Source organism: Shewanella sp. SM87, assembly GCF_025653705.1.
Taxonomy (GTDB): domain Bacteria; phylum Pseudomonadota; class Gammaproteobacteria; order Enterobacterales; family Shewanellaceae; genus Shewanella; species Shewanella oncorhynchi.
The window spans coordinates 251,787-271,682 of sequence record NZ_JAKKSC010000003.1 but is presented as its reverse complement, the minus strand read 5'-3'; the positions used below and the strand labels follow the sequence as shown (position 1 = coordinate 271,682).

General features: G+C 43.6%; 17 protein-coding genes. 5 read left to right on the top strand and 12 right to left on the bottom strand.

The features are described 5' to 3' along the window. The coding region (locus tag L5M11_RS04125; protein WP_263191447.1) for a transposase at positions 1-222 on the top strand (222 nt) is incomplete at its 5' end. A gap of 73 nt (positions 223-295) precedes the next feature. Here L5M11_RS04125 and L5M11_RS04120 read toward each other — a convergent pair. The 6 genes from L5M11_RS04120 to L5M11_RS04095 all read right to left on the bottom strand — a co-directional run bounded on the left by L5M11_RS04120 (position 296) and on the right by L5M11_RS04095 (position 6,823). Further along, positions 296-1,009 carry a helix-turn-helix transcriptional regulator gene (locus L5M11_RS04120; RefSeq protein WP_131525744.1) on the bottom strand — a complete coding sequence of 238 codons (714 nt, stop codon included), beginning with the start codon at positions 1,007-1,009 and terminating at the stop codon, positions 296-298. Between the two features lie 109 nt (positions 1,010-1,118). Next, a complete protein-coding gene (locus L5M11_RS04115) occupies positions 1,119-1,568 on the bottom strand; it encodes a GyrI-like domain-containing protein (protein WP_263191451.1) in 450 nt (149 codons plus the stop codon). A gap of 88 nt (positions 1,569-1,656) precedes the next feature. Next, positions 1,657-2,040 carry a VOC family protein gene (locus L5M11_RS04110; RefSeq protein WP_212599862.1) on the bottom strand — a complete coding sequence of 128 codons (384 nt, stop codon included), beginning with the start codon at positions 2,038-2,040 and terminating at the stop codon, positions 1,657-1,659. A 174-nt stretch (positions 2,041-2,214) separates the two neighbouring features. Beyond that, a complete protein-coding gene (locus L5M11_RS04105; protein ID WP_263191445.1) occupies positions 2,215-3,936 on the bottom strand; it encodes a phospho-sugar mutase in 1,722 nt (573 codons plus the stop codon). 166 nt (positions 3,937-4,102) lie between these two features. Beyond that, positions 4,103-5,641: a hypothetical protein gene (locus L5M11_RS04100; RefSeq protein ID WP_263191444.1), complete on the bottom strand. Its 1,539-nt coding sequence runs from the start codon at positions 5,639-5,641 to the stop codon at positions 4,103-4,105. Between the two features lie 195 nt (positions 5,642-5,836). Beyond that, on the bottom strand, positions 5,837-6,823 hold the full coding sequence (locus tag L5M11_RS04095; RefSeq protein ID WP_263191442.1) for a TerC family protein: 987 nt from the start codon (positions 6,821-6,823) through the stop codon (positions 5,837-5,839). Positions 6,824-7,513: 690 nt separating this feature from the next. Between L5M11_RS04095 and L5M11_RS04090 the strand changes: the two genes are divergently transcribed. The 3 genes from L5M11_RS04090 to L5M11_RS04080 all read left to right on the top strand — a co-directional run bounded on the left by L5M11_RS04090 (position 7,514) and on the right by L5M11_RS04080 (position 11,924). Further along, a complete protein-coding gene (locus tag L5M11_RS04090) occupies positions 7,514-9,139 on the top strand; it encodes a peptide MFS transporter (protein ID WP_263191440.1) in 1,626 nt (541 codons plus the stop codon). Positions 9,140-9,672: 533 nt separating this feature from the next. Beyond that, entirely contained in the window at positions 9,673-11,343 is a 1,671-nt protein-coding gene (locus L5M11_RS04085; RefSeq protein WP_263191438.1) for a glycosyltransferase, read from the top strand. Beyond that, positions 11,340-11,924 (top strand): class I SAM-dependent methyltransferase, encoded by a 585-nt coding sequence (locus tag L5M11_RS04080; RefSeq protein ID WP_263191437.1) that lies wholly within the window; start codon positions 11,340-11,342, stop codon positions 11,922-11,924. Before L5M11_RS04085 ends, L5M11_RS04080 begins: the two co-directional genes overlap by 4 nt. Before the next feature lie 202 nt (positions 11,925-12,126). Here the strand turns inward: L5M11_RS04080 and oleD are convergent, their stop codons facing one another. The 5 genes from oleD to L5M11_RS04055 all read right to left on the bottom strand — a co-directional run bounded on the left by oleD (position 12,127) and on the right by L5M11_RS04055 (position 18,941). Beyond that, positions 12,127-13,251, bottom strand: a complete 1,125-nt coding sequence (gene oleD, locus L5M11_RS04075) for a 2-alkyl-3-oxoalkanoate reductase (RefSeq protein WP_263191436.1) — start codon at positions 13,249-13,251, stop codon at positions 12,127-12,129. Between the two features lie 149 nt (positions 13,252-13,400). Continuing rightward, the gene (oleC, locus tag L5M11_RS04070; protein ID WP_263191434.1) at positions 13,401-15,209 is read right to left on the bottom strand and encodes an olefin beta-lactone synthetase; all 1,809 of its coding nucleotides are present in this window, start codon (positions 15,207-15,209) and stop codon (positions 13,401-13,403) included. Beyond that, positions 15,209-16,120: an alpha/beta fold hydrolase gene (locus L5M11_RS04065; protein ID WP_263191433.1), complete on the bottom strand. Its 912-nt coding sequence runs from the start codon at positions 16,118-16,120 to the stop codon at positions 15,209-15,211. The genes oleC and L5M11_RS04065 overlap by 1 nt, the downstream gene beginning before the upstream one ends. Positions 16,121-16,288: 168 nt before the next feature. Then, a complete protein-coding gene (locus L5M11_RS04060) occupies positions 16,289-17,338 on the bottom strand; it encodes a 3-oxoacyl-ACP synthase III (protein ID WP_263191432.1) in 1,050 nt (349 codons plus the stop codon). A gap of 253 nt (positions 17,339-17,591) precedes the next feature. Beyond that, entirely contained in the window at positions 17,592-18,941 is a 1,350-nt protein-coding gene (locus tag L5M11_RS04055; RefSeq protein WP_263191431.1) for an SAM-dependent methyltransferase, read from the bottom strand. A gap of 159 nt (positions 18,942-19,100) precedes the next feature. Between L5M11_RS04055 and L5M11_RS04050 the strand changes: the two genes are divergently transcribed. Then, positions 19,101-19,334, top strand: a complete 234-nt coding sequence (locus tag L5M11_RS04050; RefSeq protein WP_006085323.1) for a DUF1289 domain-containing protein — start codon at positions 19,101-19,103, stop codon at positions 19,332-19,334. A gap of 57 nt (positions 19,335-19,391) precedes the next feature. Here the strand turns inward: L5M11_RS04050 and L5M11_RS04045 are convergent, their stop codons facing one another. After that, on the bottom strand, positions 19,392-19,754 hold the full coding sequence (locus tag L5M11_RS04045; RefSeq protein ID WP_028760525.1) for a YajD family HNH nuclease: 363 nt from the start codon (positions 19,752-19,754) through the stop codon (positions 19,392-19,394). Between the last annotated feature and the right edge of the window lie 142 nt (positions 19,755-19,896).

Here is a 19,896-nt window from a genome sequence, read left to right as displayed (position 1 = left end):
AATAAAGGCGGGAAATCTGTYATTCCAAGGCGCCGCTATAAGAATACACCTCAAGAAAGAGTCGATTGGTGCTTATATCGGTATCGACATTTAGTGGAGAATGCTTTTGGAAGAATTAAGCACTATCGAGCAATATCAACAAGATATGACAAGCTAGCAAGAAATTACGCCAGTATGGTGTCACTGGCGTTTATGTTAATGTGGCTGCCGATGTATTGCTGAACAACATTTGTACAGCAAAGATCAACAGACCCTAGAAAGTTACTAGCAAATTAAAAATGTAATACAAAGCCACTCATTCGAGTGGCTTTTCTTTCGCTTCTGCTCGCGCCTTCGATTGCTCATCCATCAGGCAAATATAATCTTCAAGCTCTTGCCCGAGAGTGAGATCAAAATGACGGTTTAACCGCACAAGACCTGTGATGCGATCGACCCTGAAATTACGAAAATCAGCACGTAGATCACACCATGTCAGTAAGGTCCAAGTACCACGCCAAAAATAGATGGCGAGCGGCCTAACTTCCCGCTCGGTAACATCCAGTTTGACATCTTGGTAGAAGAGTTTGACGTATTCGCGGCGCTGAGCCGCATTACGCAAGGGATCAAGGAATTGAAACTCATTGGAATCTAAATAAAAATCCGGTGAAAACATTAAGGATTGATAGGCTTGTAATCGTTTAGGCAACACAGCTTCGACTTTAATCATCGCCTGCCTCGCGGCGCTACCAAGCTCCTTACCACCCCAAGTTTGCACCATACGCATGCCAACTTGAATCGCTTCGAGTTCGGCTTCGTTAAACATCAAGGGCGGAACATTAACCTCGTGGCGCAACAAATAGCCGACACCCGCTTCCCCTTCAATAGGAATGCCACTTAAACACAGGTCCTGCACATCACGGTAAATCGTGCGTGTAGAAACCTCTAACCGTTCAGCCAACTCTTGGGCTGTGGTCAGGCGTTTATGTTTAAGAATTTGCACTATTTGAAATAGGCGATCAGCGCGGCGCATTAGCTCTGGTTTAACCCTTTATCTATCAATCAGTTGATTAAGTATTATTACCCTAGGTCAATCGCTGGTATGTCCTTGAATACACACTTGAGTGCTTTTACGATTTGAATCATAAAATTCCGATATAGATCTCAACCTCAGTAGCACTGAGATAGACTTCAAAATCCGTTTGATAGCGTCGCTGATGAGAGCAATCAGCCGCGCTAAAATAACCCCACACTTGCCCCCAGAGGTCGATAACACACTGGGGCATATCACCCTGAGCGGTGAATTTTAGGTACTTGCCCGCGTTAAGCTCCAATGGCGTAAAATGACTTGCATCAACAGGGGCATCAATTGCCTTACCCACCAGTACAGAAAACTCGCCATTCATGTCTGACTCATAGTCATAATACACGGCATACATGGGCGAATTAAGCATTGCTGTCAACTGGGATGATTCAAAAAAGGCTTGCCACAGACCACCTATTCTCGCGCTATCGACAGACATTTCTGCCCGATTATTCGTGCGGGTGCTTAGTCCAAGTAACGGTCGAGCATCAATATAAACCACATCCATCTTTGTTTCTTCCATAGATATCTAAACCAATAGGTTAATGTTAGCGTCGTGCCTTAAGGGCACGACGCTAAAAATTTAACACTCGAGACTACTTATCCTTAGACCACAGACCGACTTTATTGCCTTCACTATCGGCAAATAACGCGATGTAACCACACTCTCCACCATTAATCGGCGTCACTGGCAGCAAAATATTCACATTAGCGGCAGCGAGTTTATCCACTAGCGGTTGTAAGTGGGTGCTGAAATGCAAATACACTGTGCTGCCCTGCATTGACGGCTGGCTCATACTGCACTTGACTAGCCCTATGCTCGCCGCACTCGCATCCTCAGTGACTATGCTCGCATATTCCATGTCTTCCATATCGTCACGTTTAAACTCGACCCCAAAATGCTGTTGATAAAAAGCAACGGCACGGTTCATGTCACTGACAGGAATTTCACCCCAAACTAACGGTGCAATAGATAACATTTTCACTTTCTCCTTGTTGAAAAAATATCAATGATTCAAAACCTTATTAGTACAATTCAGGACTGAATCATTAACGGGCGACAACAAGAATAAAACAAGGCTACTGACAGCATGATGTCAGTAGCCTTTTAATAAAAGTGAATTTTGGCGTTTTAACTTAACCAGCAACCAAGATTATTTTGGCAAACTGGCTTGGTGAGCCTGAATAAAATCATCCATGGCTTTGCTCGCCCTCGCTTGGGCGCTAGCTAAGGTATCTGTATCAACCATAGTTTCTACCACTTCGTAGTAGCACTTAATTTTAGGTTCAGTGCCAGATGGTCTGACGATCACCCGAGCCCCGCCCGCTAAGCAGTAAGTCAATACATCGCTCGGTGGTAAGTCGATTTTCTCAACATTTCCATCGGCAAAACGACGCTCAAGTGCCTTTAAATCATCGGTTGAGAGCACATCTAACTCACCAATCTTAACCGGTGGATGCTCGCGCAAATAGGCGCCAATATTGGGCGTGTCAGGTTTTAAAGCAATGCTCACCTGCGCATTGAGATGGAACCCATGCTCACGGTAAATTTGCTCGAGTCTGTCCCAAATCGTTTGCCCCTTCGCCACCAGCTCGGCAGTTAATTGGGCAAATGCCACCAGCGCCGACAAGCCATCTTTGTCCCACACCATGCTGCCCACCGTATAGCCAAGGGCTTCTTCATAGGCAAACAGGAATTGATCCTCAGGGGACGTTTTCGCGATACCCACATTCATCAACCACTTAAAGCCGGTGAGCGTGGTAAAGCTTTGCGTGCCAAACCCTTGAGCAATCTTAGATAACAGGCTCGATGACACTATCGTTGTGCCCGTAAGTCGTTGATTATCTTTGGCGTGAAATAACAAGTAATGCCCAAAGAGCACACCGACTTGATCGCCCGTCAGCATCTGATACTCGCCATCCGCTTTACGCACTGCAACCGCAAAACGGTCGGCATCGGGATCGTTAGCACAGGCGAGCATAGAGCCGTGTTTTTTCGCCTCGGCAATCACTAAATCCATCGCACCCTTTTCTTCAGGGTTTGGGAAGTTCACCGTCGGGAAATCCCCATCGGGTTCACGCTGGGAGGCAACCGAATACACTTGGGTGAAACCGGCATCTTTCAATACCGTTTCAGCCATTTCGGCACCCACACCGTGCATGGCGGTATAGGCTAAACTCACCTTTTCAGGAGCGGTATGGTTTTGCAGCACCTCAGCTTGCTGCACGCCATGACGATAGCTTTGGTAAAAATCGTCCTGCAGGATAATTAACTTACCTTGGTTTACCGCGTCATCATGCTCTAAAAACGGAATCGCTTGATTCGCGGCGCGCTCAATTTGCGCGGCAATGCCAGAGTCGTGGGGCGGAATAATCTGCGCGCCATTCTCCCAATAGACTTTATAACCATTGTATTGCGGCGGGTTATGACTCGCGGTCACCACAATGCCCGCTGCCGCATTAAAATGTTTTACCCCAAAGGCCACCAGCGGCGTTGGCGCTACTTTGGACGTTAAGCGTACCTTAATCCCCATAGCGGTGAGCACACTCGCTGCATCATGGGCAAAATTGAATGAGTCGTGGCGGCCATCATAACCAATCACCACGCCACGCTCGGCTGCATCTTTAATCTGATCAAGTAGATATGCACCAAGACCAGCAGAGGTTTGACGGATCACCAAACGGTTCATCCCCATAGGCCCAGCACCGACGACACCGCGTAATCCTGCTGTGCCAAACTCCAAGCGACCCGCAAAGCGCGCTGCGAGTTCGGCTTCATTGCCGCTATCAATTAGGGTTTGTAACTGGGCTTGAGTGCGAGGGTCTGGATCATTTTCAAGCCAATGGTTTACCTGTAACTGCAGATGGGTATTCATATCACGCCTCATTGAAAATCATTTGCAATCACCTTAGGAAAAAGCACGTAGAAGAACAAGCTAATTTGCATTAATTTCAAAATGAGCCAAGGGTATTGCCATAAAAAACGCACTATCTAACAGGTCATGCCAGATAGTGCGTTGGTTTTAAACTTAAACACCAACATTAGCGCGAGGGTAAAGTGCCATCAAATACACGTACTTTGATATTCTTTTTCAGGTTATCTTGGTCTTGTTGCCATTCTTGCCACTGGGTGAGACTGATACTGAGCTGCAATGAAAAATCAGTAGAAATCCACTGTTTTTGCCCTTGAGTATATTTAGGTGCAGGGACTATATTACTGGGTCCAACGAAGGACGCAGAACACATAAAGGTTTTGAAATACACTTGGTCAATCGATAAATCGAGGGCGCTGGGTGATGTTAAACATTGACCACTGCCCGGCTCTTGATACGAGGCAAATTGGTACAGGATTGCCGGTGTATTATTGGTACTATCGGGAACTGAAGCAGTTTGATGACAAGATAAACAGCTACTTAATGCATTATCCGCAGGGCCATTTAGGCGCCCATTACACCCTAAGTGTCCCGCATTGGTGTGCTCATTCAAACGGCCAACAACCTCTTGAAATACGGCGCTATCCTTAAGCCCTGTGATTGGGTTTTGCGGGAATGCTGCCGCTCCCACAGTTGCTGGCGGCGTGTCATTCCCCCACATTAATCCCAGAGGTGATATACGATCCCAAGGATTTTGCTCTTTCGCTTTAAACTGACCATCGGCGACAAAAGTGCCATAGGCCCAGCCCACGGGTGAACGGCTGTCGCGCACTGCAATATCAAACTGCAACAAGTACACATCGGCGACAGAGCGCGGGCATTGCTCTGTTTCCTGTTGGAAACTACAGGCACTGCCATCGGCGTTTTTACATACACAGAAATCACTGGCACTGATATTGGCTTGCCAAACAGGTACATTTTCAAGGAAAGGATAGTTATTAGGCGTTGCAGTAGTAAACAATAACTTGCCAATCACACTGCCTTCATTAAATGCAAAATTTTGCTGGGGCATCACAGGTGATGGTGCCCCCGTCCATACCTTGCCAATGCTGTTTGCCGCCTGAGGATTATAAAAACCCACGGCCCACATAGTGGTTTTAAGGGAGCCTTGGCCTTTTATCTCCATAGTGACGGGGGCTTCTCGGGTCAAGCCATGGATAAATTCCCGCCCACTCATGGGATCATAGGTCTGATAGGGAATATGGTACCAAGAGCGCACCTTGTTGTTACACAGATCCCAGTCTTTACTGACATCGCCTTTGTCGATGTTTCCCTCTTGGATGTACTTCATCACAGCCCAGAGGTATTGCTCAGCTTGGGTATTTTTATCATTTTCACTCAGATTCTTATCGAAGGGATTGAATTTAAGCCAAGGTGCAGCGCTATCTGGTTTAGCACTCGAATAAGCATCGCTGAGGCTAAAAATAGGCCCCTTCCAGCCCGGATAGGCTTGATTGATGGTGACCTGATTATCCCACATACCTGTTTTTGTAAAAGCAGGATCTTGGAAGTAACTTGGATAGACTCCAGTACAGGTTGAATTTGCGTTAGATCTAGTGTTAGGCGATTGCTTATCTGCAGCTTTTGCGTTGACTGTGGTCAATGAACAAACGGTGAGCAGAAGTATGGCGGTAATGTTGAGTTTCATAATATCGTCCTTGAAGAGTATTAGTCCTAAAAACTCCCTTTGTGAGCCCAAAACTAACAACGGCTCGAATTAAGCATAGACTAATTTTTAACATCTTCTGTAAAGCTTAACGATTCACATATTAAAGATATAAAAAAGGCCGTTTAGTATGACTAAACGGCCGAAAAATATTGGTTATTGGACTAGCCGTCCAAGCTATTTCTCAACTTCTTGCCCGCGCGTCTTCCACAGCGAATACAAGACACCTAAGACTAACAGACCAAAAGTCACACCAAGGGACACGGCCGTAGGGATAGTAAAATCCACTAACCCTTCATGGTTGAAATACACTAAACCCACTTTCACCCCAATAAATACTAATACCACTGACAGCGCATATTTAAGGTATTCAAAACGATGCACCATCGCAGCCAACGCAAAATACAAAGCACGTAGCCCCAGAATCGCGAAGATATTCGAGGTATAGACGATGAAAGGATCTTGGGTAATCGCAAAAATAGCTGGAATACTGTCGACTGCAAACACTAAATCTGCAGTTTCCACTAAGATCAACGCTAAAAATAACGGCGTCGCCCACCATCCTTTTGTTAACTGATGATCTTCGCCACGTACCCAGAATTTTTCTTTATGCAGCGTTGGCGTAAAACGCATCTTAGTGCGTAACCATTTATAAAACTTATTGTCTTGGATATCACCGTGCTCATCGTTTGAGAAGAGCATTTTCACGCCAGTGAAAATCAAGAAGAGTCCAAATAACACAAGTACACCTTGATACTGGGCAACAAGCACAGCACCAAGACCGATCATAATGGCGCGCAACACTATTACGCCCATAATGCCCCAGAAGAGCACTCTATGTTGGTATAAACGTGGGATACCTAAGCTACTGAAGATTAACGCGATAACAAATACGTTATCCATAGACAGTGATTTTTCAATCAGATAGCCCGTTAGGTATTCCATACCGGCGGTTGAACCCTTGTACCACCAGAGCCAGGCCCCAAACAATAAGCCCATACAGATATAAAAGGCTGAAAGCTTTAAACTTTCAGCCACGGTAATTTCATGCTGATCCTTGTGCAATACGCCAAGGTCAAAGGCTAATAACGCCAGCACAAAACCGAAAAACATTAACCAAACCCAAAGCGGGTAACCCACAAATAGGGTGGTAAAAAACTCCATAAGTCTCCTTAGTAACACATAACGACTGATCTAAATCAGTAAAGTTGAGCAGATAGACATTGACTCATTGTAGAAATATAAACTGTGAAATCTTATATGAAAAATGCAACTATCAAGATTAAAATTCTTTTACAATCAATATAATTATGGTGCTTATTTATACTTATGCTTCGAATAAGTTCACTTCCCAATCACAGCGCTTCCCTAAGAAAATCATCTAACCCACCCATTTGTGACATTCCTTTAGATAGCAGCCTCGAACAAGCGCGTAGATGCTCTACCAATAATGCAAAATTGCTATCAATCATAAAACTTACACTATCCATTAAACGACGAAATACAGCTAAATCAAGGCTAAAGCCGCTAAGATAAAACTGCCACAGTTGAATTATGGCCACTATTTAGCACTCATTTCTTAACTGAAAATGAATTAATTTAACCGCTTAGTATTGCTATAGCGAGCCTTAAAGAACGGCTAAAAATGTTAGTTATACAAAATATTCATCACTTTCAAGACCCTTGGCTGTTCCATATCATCCGAGTGTGATTAACTGCTGCAACAGCGCTGTCTTTTAGCGATCAAAAGCGCCGCGATAATCACAAATAATGAAAAATAATTAATAAAATTCATTACGATAAAATGAATCATTAGCTGCTCGGCGCATAAAGTGCCAGCAATGGGAGTCTTAAGTGTCAATAGAACAAAACCCGCCGCACGCAATGCAGGGCCCACAAGGCTCGCCCCCAGCTGAAATGCTATTTGGGCATCCTAAAGGCTTATTTGTCTGCTTTTTTACCGAAATGTGGGAACGCTTCTCTTTCTACGGTATGAAAGCATTACTATTTCTTTACCTGATTAAATATCATCTATTTACCGATGAATTTGGTTACAACGTGATTGGTGCTTACGGTGCCTTAGTGTATGCCATGCCCGTAGTGGGTGGCTTATTGGCCGACCGCTATATCGGCATGCGCAAAGCGGTGATCTTTGGCGGTGTTTTATTGGTGCTCGGCCACTTAGGTATGGCCTTTGAAGGCCATCAAGCGGTTATCGTTGCGGGTGAAGTTCAACGGGATGAACAAGCGCTGCAAGTATTCTATTTATCCCTCGCCTTAATCATTGTCGGTGTGGGCTTTTTAAAACCCAATATTTCCACCATAGTCGGTCAGCTTTATCCTAAATCATCCGCTAAGCGAGATTCTGGTTTTACCATTTTCTACGCGGGCATCAACTTAGGCGCCACCTTAGCCCCGCTAATTTGCGCTTATTTAGGTGAAACCTATGGCTGGAAGTACGGTTTTGGTTTGGCAGGTTTAGGGATGTTAGCAGGTTTGTTGGTGTTTATTCGTGGCAAAAAACATCTGCAAGGCTTCGCCGAACCCAGAGATCCTGCGCGGATTTTAAAGAAAACCGCTGGCATAACGACAGAACAATGGATTTACTTAAGCGCAATTGGCAGCGTAATCATAGTCTGGGGGTTGATTCAAACCCACTCCCTCGTACTTTCGATTAGCAGTTTATTACCCGCTGTGAGCCCAGTGATTTGGTTCTTGCACTCAGTATCACTAGTGCTTGCCCTTGGTATTGGCTGGTTCATGGTGAAACATTGTAATCCGATTGAACGTCAACAGATGTCGGCTTTGCTGCTTTTCATCGTTGCGGGTTTGGTCTTCTTTGGTTTATATGAGCAGACCTATGGCTCTTGGGTAGCATTTTCGGACCGTGTGATGGACCGTAACATGCTCGGTCTCGAATGGAGTGCCGGACAATTGACCTTCCTCGGCGCTTTCTTTGTGATCAGTTTGTCGCCTATCTTCGCTTGGCTGTGGCCTGCTCTCGCTCGTAGAAATTGTGACCCGAGTAAACCGGTTAAAACCGCACTCGGTATTTTGTTCGCGGGTTTATCCTTTATGGTACTTGTGCTCGGGATCCAGATGCCGCTAAGCAGTGGCTTAGTGAGTATTTGGTTTTTAGTTGCAGCGTATCTTGTACTAGAAATCGGTGAGTTATTGCTATCTCCTATCGGTTTATCTGCCGTAACTCAGCTTTCAGTCAAACGCGTGGTCAGCGTGATGATGGGCGCTTGGTTTCTTGGGACTTCTTATTCTGAAATCTTAGCCGCCGAATTAAACAAACTCGCCGCGATTGATACTCAAGGTGGGATGATAAGTGACGTACCAAGTGCTATGGCATTATATGAGCAACTGTTTATCTTCTCGGCACAAATTGGCGTAGTGATGGCGTTAGTTTTCTTCGCCTTAGCGCCATTAATGAAGAGAATGATGCATGAAAAAACAGCGGTAAGCGAAGTATAACAATTAAAAAGGAAAGAAAATTTGGCTTACTCTCGCACTCTGAAGCGACGGTAAGCCAAGACAATAAGATGCTTAATGATTGATAGCGCCTACTTAATTTAAAGTAAAATTATTTCCCGAATTAAATTCGGGCTGAATTTTAACGTACTTTCATCATAAATGTATATTACTATATTTAAACTAAAGAATTTAACTATGGAAACTCATCTCAACAGAGCCATAAGGTTGCACGACATAATATTTTCATATAAGATTTAGTCTAACAGTAAAGTTGACAATTAGTTGTAATCGGCATAAACCGAAAACTTGGTGCAGAGGTGCAGAAATTTAATGATAAAACAGAATAACTAACATATAAGCGAACAATGATTGATGCACTTTATAGATAGGGGCAACCCGAAACTTGATATCAAAAAAATGCTAAAAAGTTTTATCATTTTGATATCAACCATAGGTGCAACCAATTGTTTAAAAATACTTTATAAACCCTACATACTAAGCACTCACCTTAAATAGATTAAAGTAAGGTTTCTATGGAACAACATGAAAATATTAATGCCTCAAAAAAAGTGCTGTTTAACGGGCACATAACATTAAATTCTATAAATGAATTTAGTACCGCCTGTTCAGAAGCTGGATTTAAAAATAATGATATAATAAAATTATTTGCCGCATTAAGACTTAAATATCCAAAAAAATATGAGATTCCTTATGAGCTAGGTCATATTTATGCAGCAGAAGGAGATTTATATCAAGCTGCACTATGTTTCGCACAAAGCTTAGATTTAAGTAGTGAGTCATGCGATGAGAATGACATGCTTTTTTATTTATTTAGCCAAATTTCTAACGCCGAAGAAAAATTCGAATTAATGTATCGAATAGCAATTGCAGATTCCATCTCTATCCAGCTACGGTATAGAATTTTTTATGAGATTATATACTCTAATTTTATTGGGATTGGTGTTAACAATGCAAGTTACAATATAAATGAATTATTCTCAAAAATAATACATCTAATAACAGAAAAAAATATTCAATATAATAAACATAACTCTAATGATGGCAGCAAGAATGTTATCCTGATGCCTTCCCAATTCCTCGGTCCGTTACATGGGCCAACACAAACTACTTTAGTTATTGCAAATTCATTAGTTGAAATGGGTTATGAACCAATAATTATAGCCAGCAACCCCATACAATTTGATAAAAAATATACCACTCCAAGTTGTTTGCTTCATCCAAACATCGTGTCTAGCTATAATAGAAATGCTACATTTCATATTGATGAATCAGGTATTAAATATGGGCAAGGAGTACATCAATTCTCAACTATAATTAATAGGGGGAATGAGTATCCATTTGTTCACCTAAATGGAAGTTTTGATGAAAAAATAGCTTTTTTACCTAACTTACTTGAAGATTTTATAAAAAAAAATACCCCCATTATAGCAATAGGTTCTCCTCACCTTCATGCAGAAATAATGGCAATGTACATTAATGTGTATTTACTTCCATGTAGTTTCTCACTTCCTATGACTGAAAATTGCCATTCTATTTTATGTCGAAACATAAAAGATTCAGAATCAAAAAAAGCCAAAGAATATAAATATGAATTAATAGAAAGCAGATTCCCTTACGGGATAAGATTTAATGCTTTAAACGATGGAACATCTAATTTAGATACAACTAAAGCATCGCAAATATCATTCAGCTTAGTGGGTGGGCGATTAGAACTGGAAATTGAAGACATTATGATGGTTAGATTGTCTGAAATTCAAAAAATTTATCCTGATGCAATTTTCAAGTTCATTGGAGTCGATGGTAATGATAAATTTAAAAATAGATTATCTAATTATATCAGCTTAACTAACTGCGTTTTTACTGGCTTTGTTAAAGACATTAAATTAGAATTAATTAAAACTCACTTTTACTTAAATCCAAAAAGGAATGGTGGTGGCACATCCGTTCTTGAGGCGTTATCTTTATCAATTCCAACAATTTGTTTTAAAAGTGGAGATGGCTATCATACTGCTGGTGATTTCTTTTCATTTGATGACAACTTAGAAGCTCTGACATTTATTAGCAAATATCTTAATGATAGTGAATTCAAAAAAAATGTAACCGCAGAGTGTATTCACTCATATATATTAAACACTGATGTTAAAAAAGTTATTAATGACCTTACTAGAGGGAGATTATCATGATCTTAGAACGAATTGAAATTACAAGATCGTATGTTGATGATGTGGAATCAGATATTTTATATCGTAGACACATTGAAAGGTATTGCTTGGCAAGAAAATTTTTATTTGGCAATGTATTAGATGTTGCTTGCGGTGTTGGTTATGGTGCTTACTTGATTAGTAAAAACCCTGACATAATAACTGTAAACGGATATGATATTAATCCCACAGCAATAAATGATGCAAACAACAATTTTAATAGTGAAAATGTAAAGTTTTTCAAAAAAGAATTAAAGGAAATAGAAGGACAATATGACTGTCTATTATCCTTAGAAACTATAGAGCATCTCGACAACCCCAGAGAAATTGAAAATCTTGCAAAAAGATGTGGAGTTAAAGAGATATTACTATCATTTCCTAACAAAAAAACAACGCATTATAATAAATATCACAAATGGGATATAACATTAAATGATGTGCAAATAATATTTTCTGATTATTACATTATCGAAACTTTTGATTTTTACGATTCAACCTTTGTTCGATTGTTAAGTGGAATGCCTAAGAAGAAGTATATTGCTAAATCATGGCTGAAAGAATAGTCAAATAAAACCATCTTTATAGCAACTTAAATCCGATACTGTAAACTCACCCTTGGTAGTGGCGTTTTAAAGTAGTAGCAACGCCGCTAACAAATTAATATCTATTATCAGACAAGTCTGAGCAATGTATAATTAAAATACATAAATCTTGCATATCTTAAAACTACTACTCAAGAATGTTAATTCAACAGATTAACTATCTTCATTTTCCACATAGTGATACTTTAAGCCTTGCCATCCCTTCATTGATAGAAACCAGTGCACCATAGCCGAGATCTCGCTTGGCTGCGCTGATATCAAAATAATGGCTGCAGGATAACTGCCGTGCAACGAAGCGCGTCATCATGGGTTCGTCTTGCTTCTTTAGCAGCAAATATACACTTTCTAATACTGCGCCTACCACATAAGCGACTGATTTAGAAACCCGTTTTGTCACAGGAGGTAAACCATCGCAGGCCAAAATCAAATTGAGCATTTTTGCCATAGTGATCGGCTCATCGTTACTCAAAAAATAAGCTTTCCCCTGGCACTTAGGCTTTGCTTGGCACAGTTCTAGCGCGGCCAGCACATGGGCATAAGCAGCGTTATCAATGTAGATAGTATCAACCAGCTTATCTTCATGCCCAACCAGTTTTAATTTACCTAAACGGCCACGCGCTAATACTCGAGGCACCAAATGAGGATCGCCAGCGCCCCAGATCAAATGTGGCCGTAGTGCAACGGTTTTAAGCGCATAAGGCATTTGAGCTATATCAGTAGTCTCAGTCACAGCATCACTCACTTGATTAGCATCCAGTATCATCTTTTCGGCGATCGCTTTGGAATGGGCATAATAATTAAGGAATGATGTTGCATAGGGCGTAGATTCATCAATACCCGATTCATCTTGCCCCGCAAAAGTCACGCTCGGGGTACTGGTGTAAACTAACTTATTTATTTTTAATGCCTTACAAACAGCAAGCACATTAGCAGCGCCCTTCACATTCGGACAAAAATAGCTGTCTCTGTCACCCCAAACACCTGCTTTAGACGCCACATGAAATACAATATCGCAGCCTTGCATCGCCTGTTGCAGCAGATCTTTATTGACTAAATCCCCTTGCAGCATGACTACGCCCAGTGCTTCAAGTTCGGGATAATGCCCACGCGCAAAACCTGTGACTTTAATGCCCGCAGCTAACAATCTCAGGCAAATCGCTTTACCTAAAAATCCCCCCGCCCCCGTGACAAAGGCGTGTTGCACCCTAAGCGCGAGCTGCGCGAGTGCCGTTTGTTCAGCCGCATCAAATTGGGCAAGCGTCGTGCTCTTGATTGGGTCTTTCGTCATTAAGGGTATCCATTTCAGCACATTTACATGAACTTAAAGTCGGTGTAATAAGTTTAAAATAAGCACAAGGGCTTAAAAATAAGCGAGTTTGTTCAAATGAACACAGAATATAACGTAAAAAATGCAGGAAAAAGCCGTAGAGTTTTAAATCAACCTTTCGTTTGTGATTGTGCCCAAACGGCTAATTTTTCTCTAAAAATCTTGGCATTATGCCGCACATCCACAGGGAAATCAGGATGGATAAGAAACCGCCTTATACCCTGAGTTTGAGCAAATTGCTCAGCAATAGTGACGAGATCTTGATACAGCTGCTGGCTTTTATTGCATACCAGTGACCTATCAAGCTCGATACAGATTAATGGTTCTATCTCGTTCGCTACCGTTACCGCCACTAATGCCGAACGTTTTACATTAGGATGCGTATTAAAAATGCGCTCGCAAGGAATAGAATAATAGCGTTTAGCAAACTGTCCTTTACGAGTGGCATCGACTCTGTGGGCCTTACGACCACACATCCATAATCGGCCTTGATCATCCAGATAACCCAAGTCGCCCATGCGATGCCTTACGCTGTTATTCTCGGCGTCCCAAATTTTCGCCGTCGCTGTCGCGCTATCGAGTTGATAGTAGGCATGACTCACCATAGGCCCTTGCACAACAATCTCGCCGATTTCGCCGCGATTAAGCAGCAATGCCTCATTCCACAGAGGGATGACATCTTCACTTATGCCAATAATACCAATCGTCACACCGTCAATCGCGCGGCCAACACAAATGCCGCCGCCGTTATCTGTGATGTCTGTGGTGGTAAATAAGTCATTACTGGCAATCATGCTAATGGGCAGCGATTCAGTTGCACCGTAAGAGTTGAGAATCGGCACATCTGGATTAAGCATTTGCTTAAAGCGAGCAATAGAGGCGATAGTCGCAGGTGCACCGGCTGAAATAACCCGCTGTACGCTGGGTAGATTATGTTGTTTTTGTTGGCCTGCACGGCCTAAACGCTCTAATAAAGCAGGATTTACAAAAATATTACTGCATTGATATTTTTCAATCGCAGCAAACAGGAATTCGGGATTAGCGGTAATCGGTTTACTGGCATCCATATGTGGCACGATAGATGCCATTCCGAGCGCGGGGCCAAACAGCGAAAATAACGGAAACGTAGCTAAGTCGCGCTCACCATGGGTAATACCATAATCATGTTTAAGCGCTTGAATTTGCGCTTCAAACATCCCATGACTATACACCACCCCCTTAGGCGTGCCAGTGCTGCCACTGGTAAATAAAATCGCCGCCATTTCATTAGGCTTTAGCATCACCATTGGATATTCAGACTTTGAAGCAGAAGATTGCACAGAGGTGCTTTGCAGCAGAGTCGATAAACTTATCGCACCAGTACTGATACGGATTAACTTTGCCGCTAAGCCTGTTTTGCCGTCATCAACATTGAGTAATGACTTAATACTGCCCTTTCCCCAACCAAATAGACGTCTAGCAATATGAGCCTTGGGAATACCGATAAAGGCATCGGGTGCGGCTTCAGCAAAACACTGTTTAAGATTGCGGATCCCCATGCCGGGATCAACTAAAATAGGAATAATCCCCGCTTTAAACAGCGCAAAAGTAAGTGCAAAAAAATCCAAACTCGGCGTGACCATAAGCACAGCCTTCATGCCGCGCTCAATGCCATGGGCGTTAAGCGCAAAGGCTATCGCATCGCTTTGTCTATCCAGATTAAGGAAGTCCAACTCGCTGTAACGCAAATTCGCCACAGAAGCGCCCTGAGCGCTTTGTACTGCTACCGCAAGATGATGGGGAATGGCATGGGCGGCTTGCTTGAGATGACGACAAATATTGGCATCATTGATTGTTGCTGACGCAGAAGTGCCACTTAAAAGTGACTTTTCCAACTGCGTCACTAAAGGAGCAACTTCAGTCTCAAGCAAGGTCGACATTAACCTGCGGCCTGTTCGGACTGCGCCGCTTCTACGTGGTCGTCAGCCATAAAATCTTTGATATGGGCAATCACTTCATCACTGGCATCTTCCAAAATGTAGTGACCACAATCGGCAAATTCATGCACAGTTGCCTGCGGCATGTGCTGACGCCATTTTGCTAAAAAGTGCTTATCGAATACAAAGTCCTTGAGGCCCCAGCAAATCAGGGTCGGCACTTTAGCAAATTTAGGTAAACTAGCAGCAATATCAGAGACTAATTGATAATTTCTATCGCCTTCACGCAGTGGAATATCCTGCACAAAACGCAGCGTCGAAATGCGATTGGCCCAAGAGTTAAACGGCGCGACATACGCCTCACGAATGTATTTCGACATAGGTTGGCGCTTAACACCCACATAGGATGCAATAGATGAAAAAGCATTAAAACCACGAACTAGCACTGTGCCTAACAGGGTATTACGACAAATCCACAGCGGCCAAGGGAATGGTTTAGTCTCGGGCAAATGGAAAGCGCCCGTGTTCAATATCACTAGGCGTTTAATGCGCTCAGGATAACGCGCCGCATAGCCCATACCTATCATACCGCCCCAATCGTGGACGACTAAGGTGATATTATCTTTAACATTAAGGCTATCTAACAGGGCCTCAAGATCATCAATTCGACTTTTTAACGTATAATCGTAACCGCTATCGTAGGGCTTATCCGATAGGCCACAGCCGATATGATCCGGCACTATGCATTGGTGAGTGTCTTTTAAGGCGCTAACAAGATTGCGGTAGTAAAACGACCAGCTAGGATTACCGTGAACCATCACCACAGGCTCGCCTTGACCCTCGTTGATATAATGTAGCTTGTTGCCATTACGGCTAAGAAAATGACGTTTAAAAGGCAACAGAGTGTCTAACATGACGCTTCCTATCTTGATTCTTTATGAGAGCGAATAACGGGTTATGTACAGCTGGCTTAGCTTATCGACAGAACTAAAGACTAAGCTATCAACTGAATCATGGACTTACTGGGTTGACTCGAATGTATGCCAGCCATCAAGCAAAGGCGTGAAAAGGTGCAATGCACCCTACCACTTAATGCCTAACATCATGCAATTCAATCCACTGCCTATGCCTAAAAAGCTCACTTGATCGCCCGCTTGCAAAAAGCCTTGATCGTGTGCCATCGCAGCGGTCACAGGTAACGACACTGTGCCCATATTGCCCAGTAGCTGATACGTTGGAAATTCTTTTTCGGGGGGAATATTGAGCGCACTCAGTACTTGCTTACGATTTGAAGCGCCTACTTGATGGCAAATCACTTTGTCCACTTGCTCAACCAGCCAATTACGCTGCTCAAGGAAATGCTCCCAAGTGTGCTTCGCCAATTCAACGCCTTCTTTAAGCAAGGTAACGGCATCGGTACGCATAAACTCGCGATACAGGTTATGCCCCACTTCCTGCAGACCCCATTGACACAACTGATGATGCTCAGGCGCCGATAAGTGCGATGCACCCAGCAATTGATGCTGACGCACATTTGTCAGCGGCAAGCTGCCATCGGTAAGGATCACCGCCACGGCACCAGAGCCACCGGTTAAGGTCGCCAGCGACAGAGCAAAATTTTGCATGGTCGGATCGGCGAGCATGTTGTCGATAGTGACATCAACAATGTCCCTTGCCGATTCACATGACACCACCATACCCGCTTTAATTTGACCCAACTCAATGCGATTAGCGATATCTAAAATACCCGATAACACTCCAAGGCAAGCGTTGCTGATATCGTAAATAGCGGTATCTTTTGACACCCCCAAAGAGGCTGCGATACGGCAAGCCGTGGCGGGTTCATGTTGGTCGCGGCACACGCCGGTATAGACAACAGCACCTAAATCGGCGACATCAATCCCAGTTTCAACCATGGCTTTACGGGCAGCTTTAATCGCACCGTCGGACAATTGATGTCCTTTTGGCCACCAGCGGCGTTCGGTAATCCCAGTCAATGCGGCAAGCTGTCCCATAGGAATACGGAACTTTTGATACAAAGGAGCAAGACGAGACTCTAGCTCACTACTGGAAACCACAACAGGCGCCAGTTCATAGGCCAGGCTATTAATAAATACGCGGGAATATTTCATGAAACTGTTTTATTCGCTCACTAGAATGACTGACCAGCAGGTCAGCTTTCAGTTGTTATTCGTCATTAATGCGACATTTGAACAAGAAAAGCCCGATGATTCAATAAAAAACCATCTTGAGTGTAAGACTTGTCTCACAGCGCAGGTTCCAAACACGACGGCCCTGAATTCACTATCACTAAACTTAAATGCGCTAATATAGAAATAATTCATAAAAAACATCACAGTACAGCATATTTTTAGACGCGCAAAATTATACCGCCATTTTTTGCGCTAAAATCAGCGTATTTCTTGGTGTAACGCTGTTTGCACAAAATTCACCCACGCAAACACCATATCCTTGTTCCTGCAAAAAACAAGCGCGATCTAAGATGAGCCACTGCTCCAGTGCGCTGCGGAATAAATGCGCGACTAAATCGATACGGCGAGTTAATTGTTGTCTTTGTCGCCCAACGTCAAGCCAAGCTTCAAAATCCCTGTTTTTCGCAAGATTAACGGCCTTAGTCTCGGCCGCCCACAGGCAAAAATCCGTAAAACTGCCGCTCAATTGACTCTGTTTTAACGAGGGTAAAGGCAAATATTCGTCTATTTGTCGACATTCACGTTGCAGTGCATCAAAGCCTAAGCGCCACGCAATTTCTTGATGGCGTAGCGCCTGCTGTTTGGGATTAGCGATCACACTCTGCTGCAGCGGTAACTGTAAATCATGGCGACTGAGCTTTAGGCTGCTCTGCTGAGCAAGAATGGATAACGGCTGATAATGGCTCGCTTGAATTAAATGATAACAGCAGGGAGAAATCGCCAATGCCTGCGTGCCCGCCTCGGCTGCTAGCGTTAACAGCCGAACATGCAAATCTCCGCAGGCATGCAAAGCAACCGCTTGCTGCTGAGCGGTTAAGGGGTTAGTTGTTAACGGATTCGCTGCTGAGGGATGTTCAACTGGTGTTTCGACAGTGGCTATAGCCCTGTGCTCAGCGCCAATAGCAAAGGCATCGGCGCAAATAAAAGTCTGCGATAACTGCCACTTATCAGCAAAGGCCTGCCCTGCTTCACACAGCGGCGCTTGCCATTCTAAACTCACCACTTCGGCGCCGCGAGCTTTAGCGATCAAGCGGCCCAAATGCCCTTTACCCGCACACCATTCCAGCACAGGTAAATTAAGCTGCGGTAAATGCTGCACAAAGGCGGTAATTTGCTGCCATTTTCGGCCTTTAATGTGAGCACTAAAGTGCGCCTCATCATCAAAGGACAAACCGCGGTCCTGCGCTTTATCTACCTTTGTGGTATCGGTAATCCCAATATCAGCAATGGCAGTGGTGAGCAATGACAAGTCCCAATCTTGGCCTAATGCCCTAAGATCGTGACTTAATGCCGGTGACAGTGCCTTGACCAGCAAAGATTGTTCGGCATCGAGTCCATCAAGCTCATCATCAGCCAGCGCCCACACAGCTTCGGCCAACTGCGGAAAATCCTGTGCCCAAGGTAAAGCGTTCACTTCAAATGCACGCACTTGCCACAGGGCTGCACTCTTTTCAAGCAACTGATTAAGCTTGCTAAATGGCTGTGAGTAAGTGAATTGTTGCTGCAGATTATCTTGGTTCACGTCATGCCCAGTGTAAAAAATACTTGTCTCGTATTAGGCTGAGCGAATCAGCCCTACGGATGACTTTATGCGAAAAAATGTTAGTATCGCGCCCATTAAAAGCACTCAACCTGACTGTTAACTGCAAACCGCGGTCAGCAATACCTAAAGAGGACACCTATGCTTTCACCTTGCGTCGCACGCTGCGGTTTAAATGACGAAGACTACTGCATGGGCTGCTTTCGACATATCGATGAAATCGTCAGTTGGCGTACGAGCAGCGAAGCACAACAAGCAGCCATTTGTCAGCAACTTCCCGCCCGTAAAGCTTTATTTGAAGGCAGTGAAAACCAGCATATTTTAAGTCGTGATAAATGGTTAGCTGCCGAAGCGCGTTTAACCGACAAAGACTAAACGCCGTCTGCTAACGCCACTCTCTGCGCAAGCTCATCCTGCTAACAGCCTACAAGACTATTTTTTCAGCATTGATTTCAAGTCAGCAAAGGGATTGTAGGTCGCCGCCGCTTGCTTGGTTTCTGTGGTGCTACCGTAGCGGATCAATTCTTCAAAGCGAGAATGTTCGTTGTCATGGCAATAAAGACATAATAATTCCCAGTTTGAACCGTCTGACGGGTTGTTATCGTGGTTATGATCCCTATGATGCACAGTCAGTTCACTTAAGTTTTTTGGGGTAAATTCGCGGGTACAGCGGCCACACACCCAAGGATAGAGTTTTAACGCTTGTTCACGGTAACCGCTCTCACGCTTAGCTTTGTACTCCCGCGCATCGGCTAATACTTTATCTAACTTACTCTGGCCTGGCACTGATGACATAGTGTAATCCCTAAAACAAACCCTAAAAAAATTGCCCCAAGGATAATCCGAGTTATCACTTGGGGCAATATCTCCCGCCCTTTGCGGGTTAATCGTGCGCGATTTGTAGACGTAAATGGCTAAGCCGACCTAGGTTACTGGC

Excerpts from the sequence above, each read along its gene's own strand:
- L5M11_RS04120 (WP_131525744.1), bottom strand. The coding sequence starts at position 1,009 with ATGCGCCGCGCTGATCGCCTATTTCAAATAGTGCAAATTCTTAAACAT.
- L5M11_RS04115 (WP_263191451.1), bottom strand. The coding sequence starts at position 1,568 with ATGGATGTGGTTTATATTGATGCTCGACCGTTACTTGGACTAAGCACC.
- L5M11_RS04110 (WP_212599862.1), bottom strand. The coding sequence starts at position 2,040 with ATGTTATCTATTGCACCGTTAGTTTGGGGTGAAATTCCTGTCAGTGAC.
- L5M11_RS04105 (WP_263191445.1), bottom strand. The coding sequence starts at position 3,936 with ATGAATACCCATCTGCAGTTACAGGTAAACCATTGGCTTGAAAATGAT.
- L5M11_RS04100 (WP_263191444.1), bottom strand. The coding sequence starts at position 5,641 with ATGAAACTCAACATTACCGCCATACTTCTGCTCACCGTTTGTTCATTG.
- L5M11_RS04095 (WP_263191442.1), bottom strand. The coding sequence starts at position 6,823 with ATGGAGTTTTTTACCACCCTATTTGTGGGTTACCCGCTTTGGGTTTGG.
- L5M11_RS04085 (WP_263191438.1), top strand. The coding sequence starts at position 9,673 with ATGGAACAACATGAAAATATTAATGCCTCAAAAAAAGTGCTGTTTAAC.
- L5M11_RS04080 (WP_263191437.1), top strand. The coding sequence starts at position 11,340 with ATGATCTTAGAACGAATTGAAATTACAAGATCGTATGTTGATGATGTG.
- oleD (WP_263191436.1), bottom strand. The coding sequence starts at position 13,251 with ATGACGAAAGACCCAATCAAGAGCACGACGCTTGCCCAATTTGATGCG.
- oleC (WP_263191434.1), bottom strand. The coding sequence starts at position 15,209 with ATGTCGACCTTGCTTGAGACTGAAGTTGCTCCTTTAGTGACGCAGTTG.
- L5M11_RS04065 (WP_263191433.1), bottom strand. The coding sequence starts at position 16,120 with ATGTTAGACACTCTGTTGCCTTTTAAACGTCATTTTCTTAGCCGTAAT.
- L5M11_RS04060 (WP_263191432.1), bottom strand. The coding sequence starts at position 17,338 with ATGAAATATTCCCGCGTATTTATTAATAGCCTGGCCTATGAACTGGCG.
- L5M11_RS04050 (WP_006085323.1), top strand. The coding sequence starts at position 19,101 with ATGCTTTCACCTTGCGTCGCACGCTGCGGTTTAAATGACGAAGACTAC.
- L5M11_RS04045 (WP_028760525.1), bottom strand. The coding sequence starts at position 19,754 with ATGTCATCAGTGCCAGGCCAGAGTAAGTTAGATAAAGTATTAGCCGAT.